The organism is Bacillus sp. PK6-026, from assembly GCF_054161455.1.
Map to the genome: position 1 here is coordinate 2,923,851 of NZ_CP096418.1, position 14,336 is coordinate 2,938,186.

The window sequence follows — 14,336 nt, forward strand, 5'->3', positions numbered from 1 at the left end:
TTTTGAAAAAAGCTTTTCATCCATGATGTTTGACAGCATGCCAGGAACATTCTTCAATCTCTTTGATCAGTCCGGTAGGATCTTCGATTTCCCCGGCCCTTACCAATTTCTGAATATGAACGAACGCCCCGAATACCACAGCCGACAAGATGTGAGAAGGCAAGGGGCGAATCACGCCGGCCGCTTTCCCTTTTTCAAAAAATAAATAGACGAAATCCAGCAGTTCGTTTAAGACTTCACGGCTTTTCTCTGTCAGGTAATGAGAGGTTTTGTCAATTTCCAAAAAATAAAGCGCATGGACATTTTCCTGAGAAAACTCGAAAAGGCAGCGGAAAATATGCTGAAATTGTTTTTTTATCCCTGCTGAATCTTCAGGATAGTCCTCCTCAATCTTTTCTTTAAATCTCTTCACACTGTCTTGGAACAAGACGTTCACAAGGTCTTCCTTGCTGTCAAAGTAGCGGTAGATGGTGCCTGCACCGACGTTTGCCTTCTCGGCAATCATCGGAATGGTTGCGGCGTCAAAGCCACGGTCTGCGAAAAGGACGAGCGAAGCCTCGATAATCTTCTGATATTTGCTTTCCGATTCCATTGATTTTGCCCTCCAAGCCAGCGGAATGAACGTTCATTCCGCTTTTCCAATACATTCACTTTTTGACAGAACACTCGAAAATTCCTTTTTTAATATAAAATTTTTTAAAGGAAAACAAAAAAAGGGAGAATAGACCCAACTGTTGACATGAGTTGAAATTCATAAATCGAATGGAGGCAGTGCGGCTGTTTAATAGTATTCTTATATATTAATTTCGATTAAAAAAGAGGAACTGATATGTCATCAGTTCCCTCTGCCATCGGATTATTTTGCTTTTTTGACTTTTAATATGCTCGCTTTGCTCGTATTGCCGGCTTTATCTTTTGCAGTGACCGCTAAAACAGTGTTTGCCTTTTGTTTTTTTATTTTAACGGAAAACGCGCCTTTTTTATCGGCCTTGCCGGTTCCAAGCGTTTTCTTTCCTGCTTTGACGGTGATGGCGGCGTTTGCCTCTGCTTTCCCCTTAACGGCCGTGCTCTTGTTTGTTACCGTATTCACTTTTGGCGTGGGCGGGGGAGTTTTGTCAAGCACAGTGACGGCTTTCGCTTTGCTGACATTCCCGGCTTTATCCTTTGCTGTTACACTGATGACCGTTCCGGCTTTTTGCCTGCTGATTTTCAGCTTGTATTCACCTTTTCCGGTCGCTTTACCGGAAGCGATCGTCTTTCCTTTTACTTTTGCGCTGACTTGCGCGTTTGCTTCTGTTTTTCCCTGAATCACCGTACTTTTATCGGAAACCGGATAAACTTTCGGGGCGCCTGGCGGGATGACATCAGCAACCGTCATTTTAACATCGCCGCTTTCTCTGTAGTCATCAGCAGATGCGGAGACATACAAAACGGCATATTCTTTTTGCTTATTGATGTTCACTTTAAACGCTCCGGATGCATCCGCTTTGCCTTGCGCGATCACTTTTTTGGACGCGTTTTTCACTTTGATCGTGTAGCCGGCTGCCGTTTTCCCCGTTACGGCAGTATCTTTGTTCGTGATGCGTTTGACGGAAGGGTTTTTCGGCGCTTTTTCCACGACGGTTCTGAGCGAGGCTTCCGCCTGATAACCCGATGCCGCGACATGAAGAACTTGCCCCGCCTTCTGGGCCGGAATTTTCACTGAAAACGCGCCTGATTTTCCGGCTGTTCCCGTGCCCAATACTTGCTTCCCTCGCAAGATTTTGACCGCCACACCGCTTTTGGCTGTGCCTGTCACTGCCGTATGGCGGTTTAAAACGGGATGAACCTTCATGTTCAGCTCAAAAACGCTGGCTGCGTGATAAACATTCAGCCTCCCCCACCCGGAAACGAAATCATAACCAGGGATTTGAGCAGCCGGTTCTACATCCAGATCATAGTCCGGGTTGGGATTATCCTGTTCTTCAAATGCCACATCTGCTGTCGTCTCGGTCAATAGCTTTGCGACTTGCTTTGGTTTCAAAGATGGATTCTGTGACAAAAGAAGTCCTGCTGCAGCTGCAACATGCGGCGCCGCCATGGATGTTCCGCTCATATAAGTGACATTTCCGTCCGGAACGAGGCTTGGAATATCGGTTCCCGGCGCCACCATATCGAGACCTTTTCCATAATTGGAATAGTCCGAGACGAGATCGAGGTTATTGGTCGCCCCGACTGAAAGCGTATATTTCGAAGATGCCGGGTACGAAATCTCCGACACTCCGTCATTGCCGGTGGCGGCAACGATCGTCACATTTTTGGACGCCGCGTATTTGAGCGCATATTCCATCACCCTGCTGTATGGTCCGCCAAGGCTTAAATTAATGACTTTTGCACCGTGGTCGGCAGCATAGATGATGCCGTTGGCAATCTGTTCCGTATCTCCGCTTCCTGAAGAATCCAGCACTTTGACAGGCAGGATTTTGGCATAGGCATTGATTCCCGCCATTGAAAAATGGTTGTCTTGCGCAGCTGCGATGATGCCTGACACGTGTGTGCCGTGGCCATTGTCATCCATCGCGTCCGCGGTGCGGCTGATATAGTTATAGCCTTCGTCTTTTTTGACGCTGCCGCTTAAATCGGCAAGCGTATGATCAACACCCGTATCGACAACGGCGATTACTGTATCTCTCAGCTTTTTGCCTTTCATCAGTTTTTGAAGCTGTTCAAATTGTATGTCTGCATTCGCAGCACGGTTTTTGCCGTTATTTTTGAGCGACCATTGATATGGATACTGGGTGTCCGCTGACAGTGCTTCATATTGCTGAACCTGTTCGACGAATTCCACTTCAGGCATCTTGGCAATCTTGGCTGCTGCCGTCTGATATTGCTTTGCCGCCGCTTTGAATCCGGCTGAACGGCTTTCCTTCATTTCCACAACGTACATATCTTTAAATTTCGTTTTACTTTTACCAAGTGGTTCTAATGCCTTGACGCCGGAAGATTGGGCTTTAGATTTGAAAGAACCCAGTTTTTTGCCGTCTTTCAATTTTACAATATAGCGTTTTTCAGGGGCGCTTGATGTAGCTGTCGCCATCCCCGCTTTCTCCAGCACAGCCGATACTTTGCTGCCTGTTAATTGTTCGATGCCGATGTCTTTTGCCACTTGATCCAGCTGTTTTTTCAGCGACTCGGGAACGGACTCGCGCGCTGTTTCGTACAGACGGCTGATCGCTTTTTGATCATCATTCGTAATGGTGTATGCGCTCTCTTTTCCGTTTTTTGCGACATCGGAAAACAGCGGCTTCAGCTGCACCAAGTCTTTGTAGACACTGTCTCTCATCGATTTGTTAAAGAGCATTTTTGCGCTGATGAATGGAGCTGCTTTATAGTAAAGGGAAGACAGCTCTTTTCCTTTTTCAGTTTTTGAAAGAACTTCATCCCTGATCGTTCTTAACTGTTTTAATATGCCCTTGCCGGTTTCCCTTTCGGAGACGCTTAATTCTGCAGGACACTCTTCTTCCGCCTCCTGGTTTGCCGGAGGCAGGGTGACGCCTTCATAGCTGATGGTGTAAGAAATATCTGTAATTGAAGTGGTTTCGTTTTCCTCATCATGGTGATTTTCTACTTTTATGTAGTAAGGACCTTTCCAGGCAATCGGAAAATCGATTAAAGCGGGATTATTTTCATAGGAGTAGCCGTTGTATCTGTCAAACGTTTGGTGATCAGCTGCGTTTTCCAGGCTGGAGTAAACGGAAATGTTCAGCTCTGCATCTGATTTCAGTTTAACGCGGAAATGCGTGTGGTTTGCGATTTCCTGATTTGAAGGATTGATTTTATACCAATGCACCTCATCATCGCTTTGAAATGACGCTTCAACTGGGGACGCGCCGGTCAGTGTGGTTTCGTTAATCGGAACGCTGTCTTCGGCCGCCATAGTCTTCGGTAGAGGCAGCTGGCCAAAAATCAATGCAACAAGGAGAAAGAAAGCAATTGAACTTTTCACGATCCTTTTGTTCATAAATACCTCCGGAAAATATAGTAAAAACGTTCACTTTGATATTAAACCATGTTTGCTATGTTATTGGAATACTTTTCTTTAAAAATCAAAAATATGATATTTAAGATCTGGTTTCAACTCTATCAAACATAAAAAATCCCTCTCGTATGAAAGGGATGATCGTACAAAGCTCACGATTTTACCGCAGAAATGCAGCAGTCATTTTCGTTCATATGTACCGTGATGTCTCTGAAATGGCTTTCTTCAAGCAGTTGCTTGATTTGCTCTTCTGAGTATAAGGAAAAGCCTTTTGTTTTTTTCGATTTTTTCAATTGCCCTTCCAGATGGACGGCGAGAAACAGCGTGCCGTCAACCTGTAAAACACGGTAAATTTCTTTTAATGCTTGTTTGAAATCCGTCCAAAAATAAAGGGTGTGGACTGAATATACTTTATGAAAAGAACGGTCCGGATAAGGAATGTTTTCGGCATGGCCGAGCTTCAATTCGGCTTTTCCTTCTTCTTTCATATGACGGATTCGCCGCATCCCTTGCTTGACCATGCTTTTTGAAGCGTCTATGCCGCAGGCTTTGCCGCTTTCAAGCATCTCCGCGATCTGATAAAGCGCCGCTCCGCTTCCCGTTCCGATTTCAAGGATGCGCTCATGCGGACAGACATCCATTAAATTGATGGTCCATTCGTTTATATCATGATTTCCGTTTTCCATATATGACGCGACCCATTTCGACAAAATGCCTCTCGGGCTCCGCAATTGTTTTCCAAGCCATTGTTCAAACACGTTATAACACCTGCTTTAATAACTAATTAGCCCGGTTTTTCAGGTTGCAAATCGTTCAAACGGGCCTTTCACCAATCATATCGGTCAATAAACCGAATATTAAAAGCATTAGCAAAAATAACTGCATTCTTTTGTTACATTCCATAACTAGACGGCTTCAGCTTTGAAAATGTTTCGCTTTAAGAAAACTGTTTTTTTAATGAATTGGTCTATCCGCCCTTTCCACAACTCAAACCCATGCATAGTATATATGGAATTTTCACTAAAAGGTGGTGCTATTTATGGGCTTTGGTTACGGCGGCGGATGCTGCGGCGGATGGGGTGGCTACCCTGGCGGATACGGCGGTGGATACGGCGGCGGATACGGCTATGGAGGCGGATTCGCGCTTGTTGTGGTTCTATTCATTCTGTTAATTATCATCGGCGCTTGTTACGTCTGCTAAATGAACAGGAGGGGGGCTTTAAATCCCCCCTTTTTATTTTGCCATTCAGTTTGTCCACATGAAAAAGAGCAGAAAACAAACGTTTTCTGCTCTTTCTCAATAATACCAATAATGCGGCCAATACCCGAATTGGCGCGCCATCTCCATTCTTTGGCGCCGGTACGGATTACCGTATCCGTGCTTGAAAGAATGAGGCATTGATGTATACCCGTGGCCGATAAAAGGCATTCTGCCGTTTTTCTGCATGCTTTTCACCCGCATTCATTGAATTGCTTGCTTCATATTATGCAGAAAAGCGGAGATGCGGAACTCGTATCAGCCCCGGCTAAACCTGGTCCTTCTCCCGAGTGTAATGTGCCAACAGTTCCCTTCTATGCATCATCTTGATCTCCTCCTTTATTTTTTTTCGCGCTTTAAGCTAGCGCTGGCTGTTCATGTAAAGATATTTCAGCTGCAGGTCTTTCATTTCATTGTACATTTGTTCGATTTCGTATTCTCGCTCGTACTCTTCCGGACTTTTAAATCGTCTCTGAATGGTTAGTGTTAAGAAGAATAGATTTATTGTCACATCGCTCACCTCCTTTCAAGTTCGCTAAAAACAAAAACAGCCCGCAGATTATCTGACAAACCTGCGGGCGCAAACAAAAACCGCCAGATAAAAACGAATCGAGTCTTTATCTTGCGGGAGGAGCAGCGTATGATTATGCCTAACTTCCTAACGGACCGGCTGTGCTGAAAAAGCATCGGTTAAGGAAGTGCACAATCTCTCCCACAGGTTTGATGAATCATGATATTGGCGTTCACAAAGTCTAATGTATGTAGTCAGTGCTGGTTTCATGTTCATCAACCTCCTTTGCTTTTTGTTTACTTTGTAAGTATATCCATCAAATTCCTGTTTGTAAACCGTTTTTTTAATAAATGGACGGATTGATCAAACAAAAAAAGCGGAGAGCCCCTCTCTGAGTCTCTCCGCTTACGATTCTTCCATCTCATCTAATTGTCTTTTATATTTAAGCGAGCGCTTCACACAATAGAAGGCTCCTCCCAAAAAGCCGCATGTCGCGAGCATCATTGTCATCTTTTGGCCGGTTTCCAAACCTTGTCCGGGAATGACCGATCCGATATATAAAAATGCGCTTACGCTGAGAAGCGTAAAAGCAAACTGCTTATAGTCTTCCATCAGCGATTTGACTTTTTTCTTCTGCATGTCATGATCACCTGCTTTTGTTTCATAATGGATATGATTCAGGATAACATAGATTGACAGATGACCAGACATGTAAATTCAGCCATTTTAAGAAATCGGGGCCAGCGCTTGCTGCAAGTCTTCCAACAGATCGTCAATATCTTCTACCCCGGCGGAAATGCGGATCAATCCGTCTGTAATGCCAAGCTCCAGCCGGCGTTCACGCGGGATCGAAGCGTGAGTCATCCGCGCCGGCACTGAAATCAGGCTTTCAACCGCGCCAAGGCTTTCGGCAATCGTAAACCATTTCAGACGGCCAAGGACAATGTCCACGTTCTCTTCTTTTCCGATATCAAACGAGATCATGCCGCCGAAGCCCGTGCTTTGCCGCTTGGCAAGCTCATGTCCCGGATGGGACGGCAGCCCTGGATAATAAACCTTTTTGACGGCCGGATGATCATCTAAAAAAGCTGCGATTTTCCTGGCATTTTGCTCATGCGCTTCCATTCTCAAGCCAAGGGTTTTCATCCCCCTCATTAAGAGCCAGGAATCCTGAGGCCCGAGAATCCCGCCTGTAGAATTTTGAATGAAATGGATCTCTTCTGCGAGTTCCTTCGAGGCTGTCACAACCAGTCCGCCGACGACATCGCTGTGTCCGCCCAAGTACTTCGTCGCGCTGTGAAGGACGATATCGGCTCCCAACGAGATTGGGTTTTGAAAGTACGGTGTGTAGAAGGTGTTGTCGACAATCAGCAACAGGCCGTGCTTTTTCGCTGTTTCAGCGGCTTTCTTGATGTCCGTGATTTTCAATAAAGGATTTGTCGGCGTCTCAACATAAATCGCTTTTGTATTCGGCTTGATCGCTTTTTCGATGTCTTCAATGCTGCTCGTATCACTGAAGGTCGCTTCAATGCCGATGCGATTCATCACCTTTGTCATCACGCGGTATGTGCCGCCGTATACATCATCTGTCAACACGATGTGATCGCCGCTTTTAAAAAGCATCATGACCGCTGTGATCGCTGCCATCCCAGAGCCGAACGCGTAGCCTGCCTCACCGCCTTCAACATCCGCGATCAAGGATTCGAGCGCCGTTCTTGTCGGATTTCCCGTCCGGGAATATTCGTATCCTGTATGCTGTCCGGCGCGCGGCTGTTTGTACGTGCTGACTTGGTAAATAGGAACCGATACCGCTCCTGTTTTTTCGTCTCCTGTAATGCCGCCGTGGATCATTTTCGTTTTTGGCTTCATCTCATATTCCTCCTTCGTAAATTTTTTTGCTTAAATAGCGGTCGCTGCTGTCGGGGAAAATTGTCACAATGTTTGTGCCGGCTTTCGCTTTTTCGGCTTCTTTCAACGCGGCAAACAACGCGGCGCCTGATGAGCTTCCGATCAGAAGCCCTTCCTTTTCAGCGGCTTCTTTTACAAGCCGGAACGCCTCTTCGTCAAGCACGGTGTAAATCTCATCGAAATGGCTTTCGTCCATATATTCCGGAATGAATTCCATTCCGATTCCTTCGGTTTTATGTCCGTGCGGTTCTCCTCCGTTTAAAATCGAGCCTTCAGGTTCAACAATAACCGTTTTAATGGACGGATTTTTTTCTTTTAGAAACTTGGCGGTTCCCGCAAATGTCCCGCCTGATCCCGCACCGGCGACGAAGACGTCAATCCGGCCCTCTAGATCATCCCATATTTCCGGGGCGATCGTTTTATAGTAAGCCAATGGATTTACTGGGTTTTTAAACTGCAAAATGCAATAAGAATCAGGAATCTCCTTCTCAAGTTCAAGTGCCTTTTCAATCGCACCCTTCATTCCGGCACTTCTGGGGGTATGAACAATTCGAGCGCCGAGCGCTTTCATGATCGACTGTTTTTCCATGCTGAAATGCTCGGGCACGCAAAAAACGGGTCTAATCCTGTGCTTTCTGGCGGCGAGGGCAAGGCCGATTCCCGTATTGCCTGCTGTCGCCTCAATGACCGTTCCACCGGGTTTCAGCTTTCCCGAATCGACGGCTTCAGCAATCATCACTTCTCCGAGCCGGTCTTTAATGCTGCCTCCCGGATTCATCATTTCAAGCTTTGCATATATGTTAACACCGCTGGGGATATGAAAATTCAAAATCTGCAGAAGCGGCGTTTTACCGATCAATTGGGTGATGTCCTTGATCACATTCATGTTCCTTCCTCCTTCAAGAGGTGCAAAACAGAGGGGGGCTCCCCCCTGTTTTTAATTGATTCTTTTGATCATGCGGAGCACAAGATCTGTCGAATGCTTGGCAGCCTGCTCCAAAAATTGGTCAAATGAAATTTCAGACTCTTTTCCGGCGATGTCTGAAAGCGCCCTGATGACAACGAACGGCGTATTAAATTGATAGGAAACCTGTGCGACAGCAGCCGCTTCCATTTCAACCGCGTAAAGATCTGCAAACTTGCCGCGGATGAATGCCACGCGGTCAGGATCGCTCATAAAGGAGTCGCCTGTTGCAATCGTTCCTTTGACAACCTGAATGTGTCCCAGTTCAGACGCTTCGGCTTCCGCCGCTTGGATCAATGTACTGTCGGCCTTGTATGCGGCCGGCAGATTCGGAACCTGTCCATATTCATAATCAAATGCCGTGACATCGACATCATGATGGCGGACTTCGGTCGAGATGACGATGTCTCCGACATTAAGCGAATGATGGAAGCCGCCGGCTGATCCGGTGTTGATGACAACGTCCGGTTTAAAGCGGTCGAGCAGAATCGTCGTGCTCATGGCTGCATTGACTTTGCCGATGCCGGACTTTAAAAGTACGACTTCTTTTCCTTCATAAAATCCGCTGGTAAATTCACAGTTTGCGATGACTTCTTGGTTCGTCTGTTCGAGCTTGCTTCGCAAAATCGTGACTTCTTCTTCCATTGCTCCGATAACTGCGATTTTCATATCTTAAAACTTCCCTTCAAATTACAATTTTGCCGCTTCCATTACCCAGACAAAATCATTATGCTTTTGAAAGGCGATACTGAATTGTTCTGAGGTAAAGATCATTTCCATTTCCGAAAGCGTCGGATAATGTTCCGTTTCAAGGTCTTCCGCCAATTGCAGGAACCCTTTTTCCTTCGCTTTTTTAACAGCGGCAGAGAAGGCTTCCCGATCCTTGAAGACGGTATCAGCAAACACTATTTTACCATGCTTTCCGAGCATTTTTCCATATCGCTTCACAGCCTCCCGTTTCTCTTCGTTTGTCAGGTGGTGAAACGCATAGGAACTGACAATCGTGTCGGGAGAAAACGGCGGTTCCGGAAAGTCGAGAAAGTCTCCGTCAACGATCACTGCAGTCTCCGCTAGCTTTGCCTCGGCAATTTCCCTCATTGCTTTTGAAGGTTCTACACCTGTGACTCCCTTTCCGGCTGCCAGCAATTTTGCAGTCAGATTGCCAGTGCCGACGCCGAATTCAAGAACTTTATGCCCGGAGCGGCTGACGACATCATCCAGAATGCCGTCGTAGTTGCGAAACACTTCTTTGTACTGAAGATCGCGGCCAACTACTGTATCATCATAAGAATTTGCCCAGTTCTCAAATAAAGGAATGAACTCTCTTCCCATTTTATCGTCACTCTCCATCTATTTTTACAATTCCTATAAGTATAGTATGATTTATTCAGTTGATTAGTTCTTATCCTACCACAAGTCATTCGTTTTGGGTACAAAAAAGGCTTGGTTATATTTCCCTTGTCACCCGGACGCTTCTTTGCTTTAATAAAAAATGACTTGAAACGAATGGAGGATTGGTTTATGAACTTCGGGCTCGATCTGATCAAAGATAAAATTGAGTTTTTTGAGGCGCTGAGCTTAGAGGAGCTTGAAAAAAAGATCAGTCAGCAGATTGAAAACAACCAGGCGCTTTTGCTGAGGGTCCATTCGGTTTCCCATCAGACGGCGGTCATTGACGGACGGATCCACTACAGCGCAGTCGTGCATTTTAAAGCCGAATCATAAAAAAAGCGCCCGGTTGTTAAAACCGGACGCTTTTTTCTTTATTTCAACTGTTCAACTTTTGTCGGCTTCCAGCCTTTCCCGTCAACCCAAGTAATGGCTACCTGGTATTTGACGCCGGTGTCCTTCGCCTGAATGGTTCCTTTCGCATCTTGCGGGCTGCCGTTGTTTCCGAGCCAGATCAACGTCATGTTGTCTTGGGAAACCCCTGTCGCATATGAAATGGCTTCAAGCATTTCTTTCCAGTCTTGTGAAGACGAATCATATGTTGCGGTATGCTGTCCGCTCTGTTGTGTGCCGACAGGCTTCCAGTCAGGATTGATGATCGTTTTTTCAACATTGGCGCTTGAACCGCCTTCTTTCACTTCGGCTCCTTCAAACGGATCATCTGATGTTGATTTGCCCTCGTCTGAAGCAGAGTCTTTATCCTTGTCCGAGTCGGAATCGCTGTCTTCTTTGTCGGCAGAATCGCTTTTTCCTTTGTCCTCATCTTTTACATCTTCGTCAGACGTTTGTTTCTTATTGTCGGAAGCAGGTGCTTCTGTCGTCTGTTCAGAATCGTTTTTCGAAGCATCTTGCTGCGCCTGCTCCTTCGGGCTGTTCATCATCAGACTGCTGGCGACGACAACGATTAATACCAATACGATGCCTATTAAAATGTTAAGCACAAGATTCGCTTTCCTGCGCTTATCACGATTTTCAAAACGAGATTCCCTTGTTTCGCTCAAGTTCATTGCACTCCTTTTTCCCTCTTGCCTCGCTTTCTATTTTATCATCACCTGAGGCATTCTTCTATGTCTGGTTCTTTTCAATTTCATATACTTTTTTAACAATATCATAAAATACGGCATTTGTCGCAGCCTTGCTATCCGGCGTATCCATATGGACGACGACGAGCGCATATTTCGGTTTGTCCGCCGGAAAATAACCTGCGAACCATTTATGATAGAGCGATTTTTTGTCATCTGCCGTCCGGCCTGTCTGAGCTGTGCCCGATTTGCCCGCTACTTCGTACGGAAGATCTCTGAAGCGCCGGCCTGTCCCCTTTTCAGACGTGACGACTTTTCTGAGCAGTTTCTGCAGTTTTTGCGCGGTATACTGATCGATTTTCTCTCCGGGGAGCTTGTGATCTTTAAAAGCCGTCATCAATGTGCCGTTTTTATATTCGATCTGGTCTGCGATCTTGACTTGTTTTTTCTCTCCGCCTCTTGCAATGGTCGCCATCATGTTGGCGATTTCCAACGGGGTCAGCTTCACATTTTTTTGGCCGATGGCGGTCTGGGCTACAGCTTTTTTGACTTTTTTGTCCTTTTCATCCCCCCAGATTGATCCGGCAGTTTCATAATGAAACTGTCTGAACTCATCTTCATGATACAGTTTCCCTTCCCAGCCGACCCGTCCGGTCAGCCCAAGCTTTGCGGCGGTATCTTCGATCACGGAGCTGTTTTTTTCAACGAGCTGCCCAGCAAGATTTGTAAACGTGTAGTTGCAGCTTTCCGCAAAACTGTCTTCCAAGCTGAGCTTCCCTTTGTCTTCTCCGGCCTCACCGTACAGGTTCAAATTGCAGTTAAAGGTTTTTGACGGATGGTCCAAGCCGTTTTCGATCGCTGCCGCAGCAATCACGGTTTTAAAAACCGAGCCGGGATATACCGGTGTCAGCATATAGTTTTGCCTTGTTTTTTGCAATGCCATGTTGAGATCGGGCTTGCTCGCAATCGCCGCCACGCCGTTCGTCTCGATGTCAATCAGAACCGCTCCGCCTTTATCAAGCTGATGGTCAGCCAGTACATCTTCCATTGCCCGCTGAACCTTTTTGTCGATCGTTGTTTTGACTTGCAGCGGGTAAAACGGATTTGCATCTGCCGTATATTTGACGTCCATACCGAACAAAGGGTTTCCCAATCCGTCCACATGATACAACAGTTTTGTATCTTGTTCAGGCAGCAGGAATTCATCAAATGTCCGCTCCATGCCGAAGGTGCCGATTTTCGTGCTGATGGAGAGGCCCTCTTTATCGGGATATTTTCGTCGGAGAAGGTCCGGGTCTTGATTGGTCATACCGAGCGTATGCGAAGCCAGCCTGTTCTTTTCTGTTTCTTCTATGTATACGCCGTAAACGCCGGGATATTTCAGTTTTTTGATTTTTTCGAGAGCCGTCTTTGAAATGGACGCTCCTTCATGTTTTGTAAGAATCACAGGTTTTTTCGCATGCTCAAGCTTATTCTCGAGCTCATCTTTTGTCATGTTTAAAATTTCGGCTGCTTCTTCGGCCGGCCATGGCTGATGTTTTAAAAAAGGAAATAAGACGATGGCCGGTTTTTGGGTGACGGACAAATGTTCGCCGTTCCGATCTAAAAAAGATCCTCTCCCGTCTGAAATCCGAACTTCCTCAGTGCGCTGTTTGACGCTTTCCTGGATTAAGTTCACATTCCGTTTAGAAAAGGATTCGGTAAAAAACAGTTGAATTTCAGCGAGCCTGATCAGCAGAAATAACAGGGCAGCCGAAATGATAATCGACACCCACTTCATGCGCTTTTGCCATTTCATAATAAAAACACCTCATCCACATTGTGGACGAGGTCATCGTTTGCTAAACAAATTTTATGAAATTTTCACAATCTTTACAAGCATTTCGCCGCCCGGTGTTTGAACGGTCACTTCGTCCCCGACCTGTTTGCCGAGAAGGCTTTTCGCGATTGGGGAATCGTTCGAGATTTTTCCTTCAAACGGATCGGCTTCCGCGCTGCCCACAATGGTATAAGATTCTTCTTCACCGTCAGGAAGCTCCGTAAATGTAACGGTTTTTCCGAGGCCGACGATATCTGAGTTTGCACCATCGTCTTCGATGATCTTTGCGTTGCGGATCATATTGTCAAGGGTTGTGATGCGCCCTTCTACAAAAGCTTGTTCTTCTTTTGCTGAATCGTATTCGGAGTTTTCGGAGAGGTCTCCGAAGCTTCTTGCCACTTTAATACGTTCAACAACTTCTTTACGTTTAACCGTTTTCAAATACTCAAGTTCTTCTTCCAGTTTTTTCTTTCCCGTTTCTGTCATAGGAAATACTTTCTCTTGTGCCATGTTCCTTCACTCCTTCTAGTTGGTTCCTCATCACTTGTATGTGAGGTATAGACTTGAATATACAAGAATGAGGACAACCCTTGTCCCCTTCTTCTCTCCCATATTTGTAAAGTATCATATAAACCGGATGGAAGGCTCCGGTAAATGGTGCTTATACAGTTAAAGAAGGGCTCAGGATGAGAACCCTTCAATTTCTATACATAATATGGTCAGAGTTGTGTTTGTCTATGCTATGTTATTATAAAATCGCGTTTTGTTCAAGAATAGTTTGTATTTTTGTTACCATCAGGTCGATGGCGACGCGGTTTTGTCCGCCCTCCGGAATAATGATATCGGCATAGCGTTTCGTCGGTTCGACAAACTGGTTATGCATCGGTCTGACGACTGAGATGTACTGCTCGATGACAGAATCGATCGAACGTCCTCTTTCTTTTATGTCTCTGACCATCCTTCTGATGATCCGCAGGTCGGCATCCGTATCGACATACAGCTTGATGTCCATTAAGTCGCGGAGCCTTTCATCCTCGAGGACAAGGATTCCTTCCAAAATAATAACATCTTTCGGATCGACGTGCACGACTTCCTCTGAACGCGTATGCAGCTTGTAATCGTAAATCGGCTTTTTGATCGGCTTGTAGGCAAGCAATTCATTTAAATGCTCGATCAAATAGTCATTATCAAATGCAAGCGGATGGTCGTAGTTCGTGTTCAGCCGCTCTTCAAACGGCAGATGGCTCTGATCTTTATAATATAAATCCTGTTCCAGCATCAAGATCGAATGACCTTTAAACTGTTCATAAATGGATCTGGTGACGCTCGTTTTTCCAGATCCGGAGCCTCCCGCTATGCCGATAACTACCGGTTTTTTCCCCATGCC

The 14,336-nt window shown here is 45.9% G+C and carries 16 protein-coding genes; 2 read left to right on the plus strand and 14 right to left on the minus strand.

Annotated features, from left to right (window positions below; genetic code table 11):
• Positions 1-16: 16 nt before the first annotated feature.
• From M1D59_RS14880 to M1D59_RS14890, 3 genes are all read right to left on the minus strand, one after another.
• The gene (locus M1D59_RS14880) at positions 17-592 is read right to left on the minus strand and encodes a TetR/AcrR family transcriptional regulator (RefSeq protein ID WP_023855364.1); all 576 of its coding nucleotides are present in this window, start codon (positions 590-592) and stop codon (positions 17-19) included.
• Between the two features lie 264 nt (positions 593-856).
• Complete coding sequence (locus M1D59_RS14885; RefSeq protein ID WP_458117502.1) at positions 857-4,000, minus strand: Ig-like domain-containing protein; 3,144 nt, start codon at positions 3,998-4,000, stop codon at positions 857-859.
• Between the two features lie 170 nt (positions 4,001-4,170).
• The gene (locus M1D59_RS14890; RefSeq protein ID WP_020452379.1) at positions 4,171-4,776 is read right to left on the minus strand and encodes a class I SAM-dependent methyltransferase; all 606 of its coding nucleotides are present in this window, start codon (positions 4,774-4,776) and stop codon (positions 4,171-4,173) included.
• A gap of 281 nt (positions 4,777-5,057) precedes the next feature.
• Here M1D59_RS14890 and M1D59_RS14895 point away from each other — a divergent pair, with 281 nt between their 5' ends.
• Positions 5,058-5,219, plus strand: coding sequence for a YjcZ family sporulation protein (locus M1D59_RS14895; protein WP_020452380.1), 162 nt, complete (start codon positions 5,058-5,060; stop codon positions 5,217-5,219).
• A 96-nt stretch (positions 5,220-5,315) separates the two neighbouring features.
• On the opposite strand, the gene M1D59_RS14900 is transcribed toward M1D59_RS14895, so the two are convergent.
• From M1D59_RS14900 to M1D59_RS14930, 7 genes are all read right to left on the minus strand, one after another.
• On the minus strand, positions 5,316-5,465 hold the full coding sequence (locus tag M1D59_RS14900) for a hypothetical protein (RefSeq protein WP_164468297.1): 150 nt from the start codon (positions 5,463-5,465) through the stop codon (positions 5,316-5,318).
• A gap of 172 nt (positions 5,466-5,637) precedes the next feature.
• Positions 5,638-5,787 carry a YrzI family small protein gene (locus tag M1D59_RS14905; protein WP_020452381.1) on the minus strand — a complete coding sequence of 50 codons (150 nt, stop codon included), beginning with the start codon at positions 5,785-5,787 and terminating at the stop codon, positions 5,638-5,640.
• Between the two features lie 405 nt (positions 5,788-6,192).
• Positions 6,193-6,426 carry a YrhC family protein gene (locus M1D59_RS14910; protein ID WP_011198155.1) on the minus strand — a complete coding sequence of 78 codons (234 nt, stop codon included), beginning with the start codon at positions 6,424-6,426 and terminating at the stop codon, positions 6,193-6,195.
• Positions 6,427-6,513: 87 nt separating this feature from the next.
• Positions 6,514-7,656 carry a bifunctional cystathionine gamma-lyase/homocysteine desulfhydrase gene (locus M1D59_RS14915; protein WP_020452382.1) on the minus strand — a complete coding sequence of 381 codons (1,143 nt, stop codon included), beginning with the start codon at positions 7,654-7,656 and terminating at the stop codon, positions 6,514-6,516.
• Between the two features lies 1 nt (position 7,657).
• Complete coding sequence (locus M1D59_RS14920; protein ID WP_020452383.1) at positions 7,658-8,581, minus strand: PLP-dependent cysteine synthase family protein; 924 nt, start codon at positions 8,579-8,581, stop codon at positions 7,658-7,660.
• A 51-nt stretch (positions 8,582-8,632) separates the two neighbouring features.
• Positions 8,633-9,328: a 5'-methylthioadenosine/S-adenosylhomocysteine nucleosidase gene (mtnN, locus tag M1D59_RS14925; RefSeq protein WP_020452384.1), complete on the minus strand. Its 696-nt coding sequence runs from the start codon at positions 9,326-9,328 to the stop codon at positions 8,633-8,635.
• A 21-nt stretch (positions 9,329-9,349) separates the two neighbouring features.
• A complete protein-coding gene (locus M1D59_RS14930; protein WP_103749536.1) occupies positions 9,350-9,991 on the minus strand; it encodes a class I SAM-dependent DNA methyltransferase in 642 nt (213 codons plus the stop codon).
• A 189-nt stretch (positions 9,992-10,180) separates the two neighbouring features.
• Here M1D59_RS14930 and M1D59_RS14935 point away from each other — a divergent pair, with 189 nt between their 5' ends.
• Positions 10,181-10,384, plus strand: a complete 204-nt coding sequence (locus M1D59_RS14935; protein ID WP_023855370.1) for a YrzA family protein — start codon at positions 10,181-10,183, stop codon at positions 10,382-10,384.
• Between the two features lie 38 nt (positions 10,385-10,422).
• On the opposite strand, the gene M1D59_RS14940 is transcribed toward M1D59_RS14935, so the two are convergent.
• The 4 genes from M1D59_RS14940 to udk form a co-directional block, all read right to left on the minus strand.
• Positions 10,423-11,115: a YrrS family protein gene (locus M1D59_RS14940; protein WP_145624154.1), complete on the minus strand. Its 693-nt coding sequence runs from the start codon at positions 11,113-11,115 to the stop codon at positions 10,423-10,425.
• 58 nt (positions 11,116-11,173) lie between these two features.
• Positions 11,174-12,928, minus strand: coding sequence for a peptidoglycan D,D-transpeptidase FtsI family protein (locus tag M1D59_RS14945; RefSeq protein ID WP_458117503.1), 1,755 nt, complete (start codon positions 12,926-12,928; stop codon positions 11,174-11,176).
• A gap of 54 nt (positions 12,929-12,982) precedes the next feature.
• Positions 12,983-13,459: a transcription elongation factor GreA gene (greA, locus tag M1D59_RS14950; protein WP_020452389.1), complete on the minus strand. Its 477-nt coding sequence runs from the start codon at positions 13,457-13,459 to the stop codon at positions 12,983-12,985.
• Positions 13,460-13,697: 238 nt separating this feature from the next.
• Positions 13,698-14,333 (minus strand): uridine kinase, encoded by a 636-nt coding sequence (udk, locus tag M1D59_RS14955; protein ID WP_020452390.1) that lies wholly within the window; start codon positions 14,331-14,333, stop codon positions 13,698-13,700.
• Positions 14,334-14,336 lie beyond the last annotated feature (3 nt).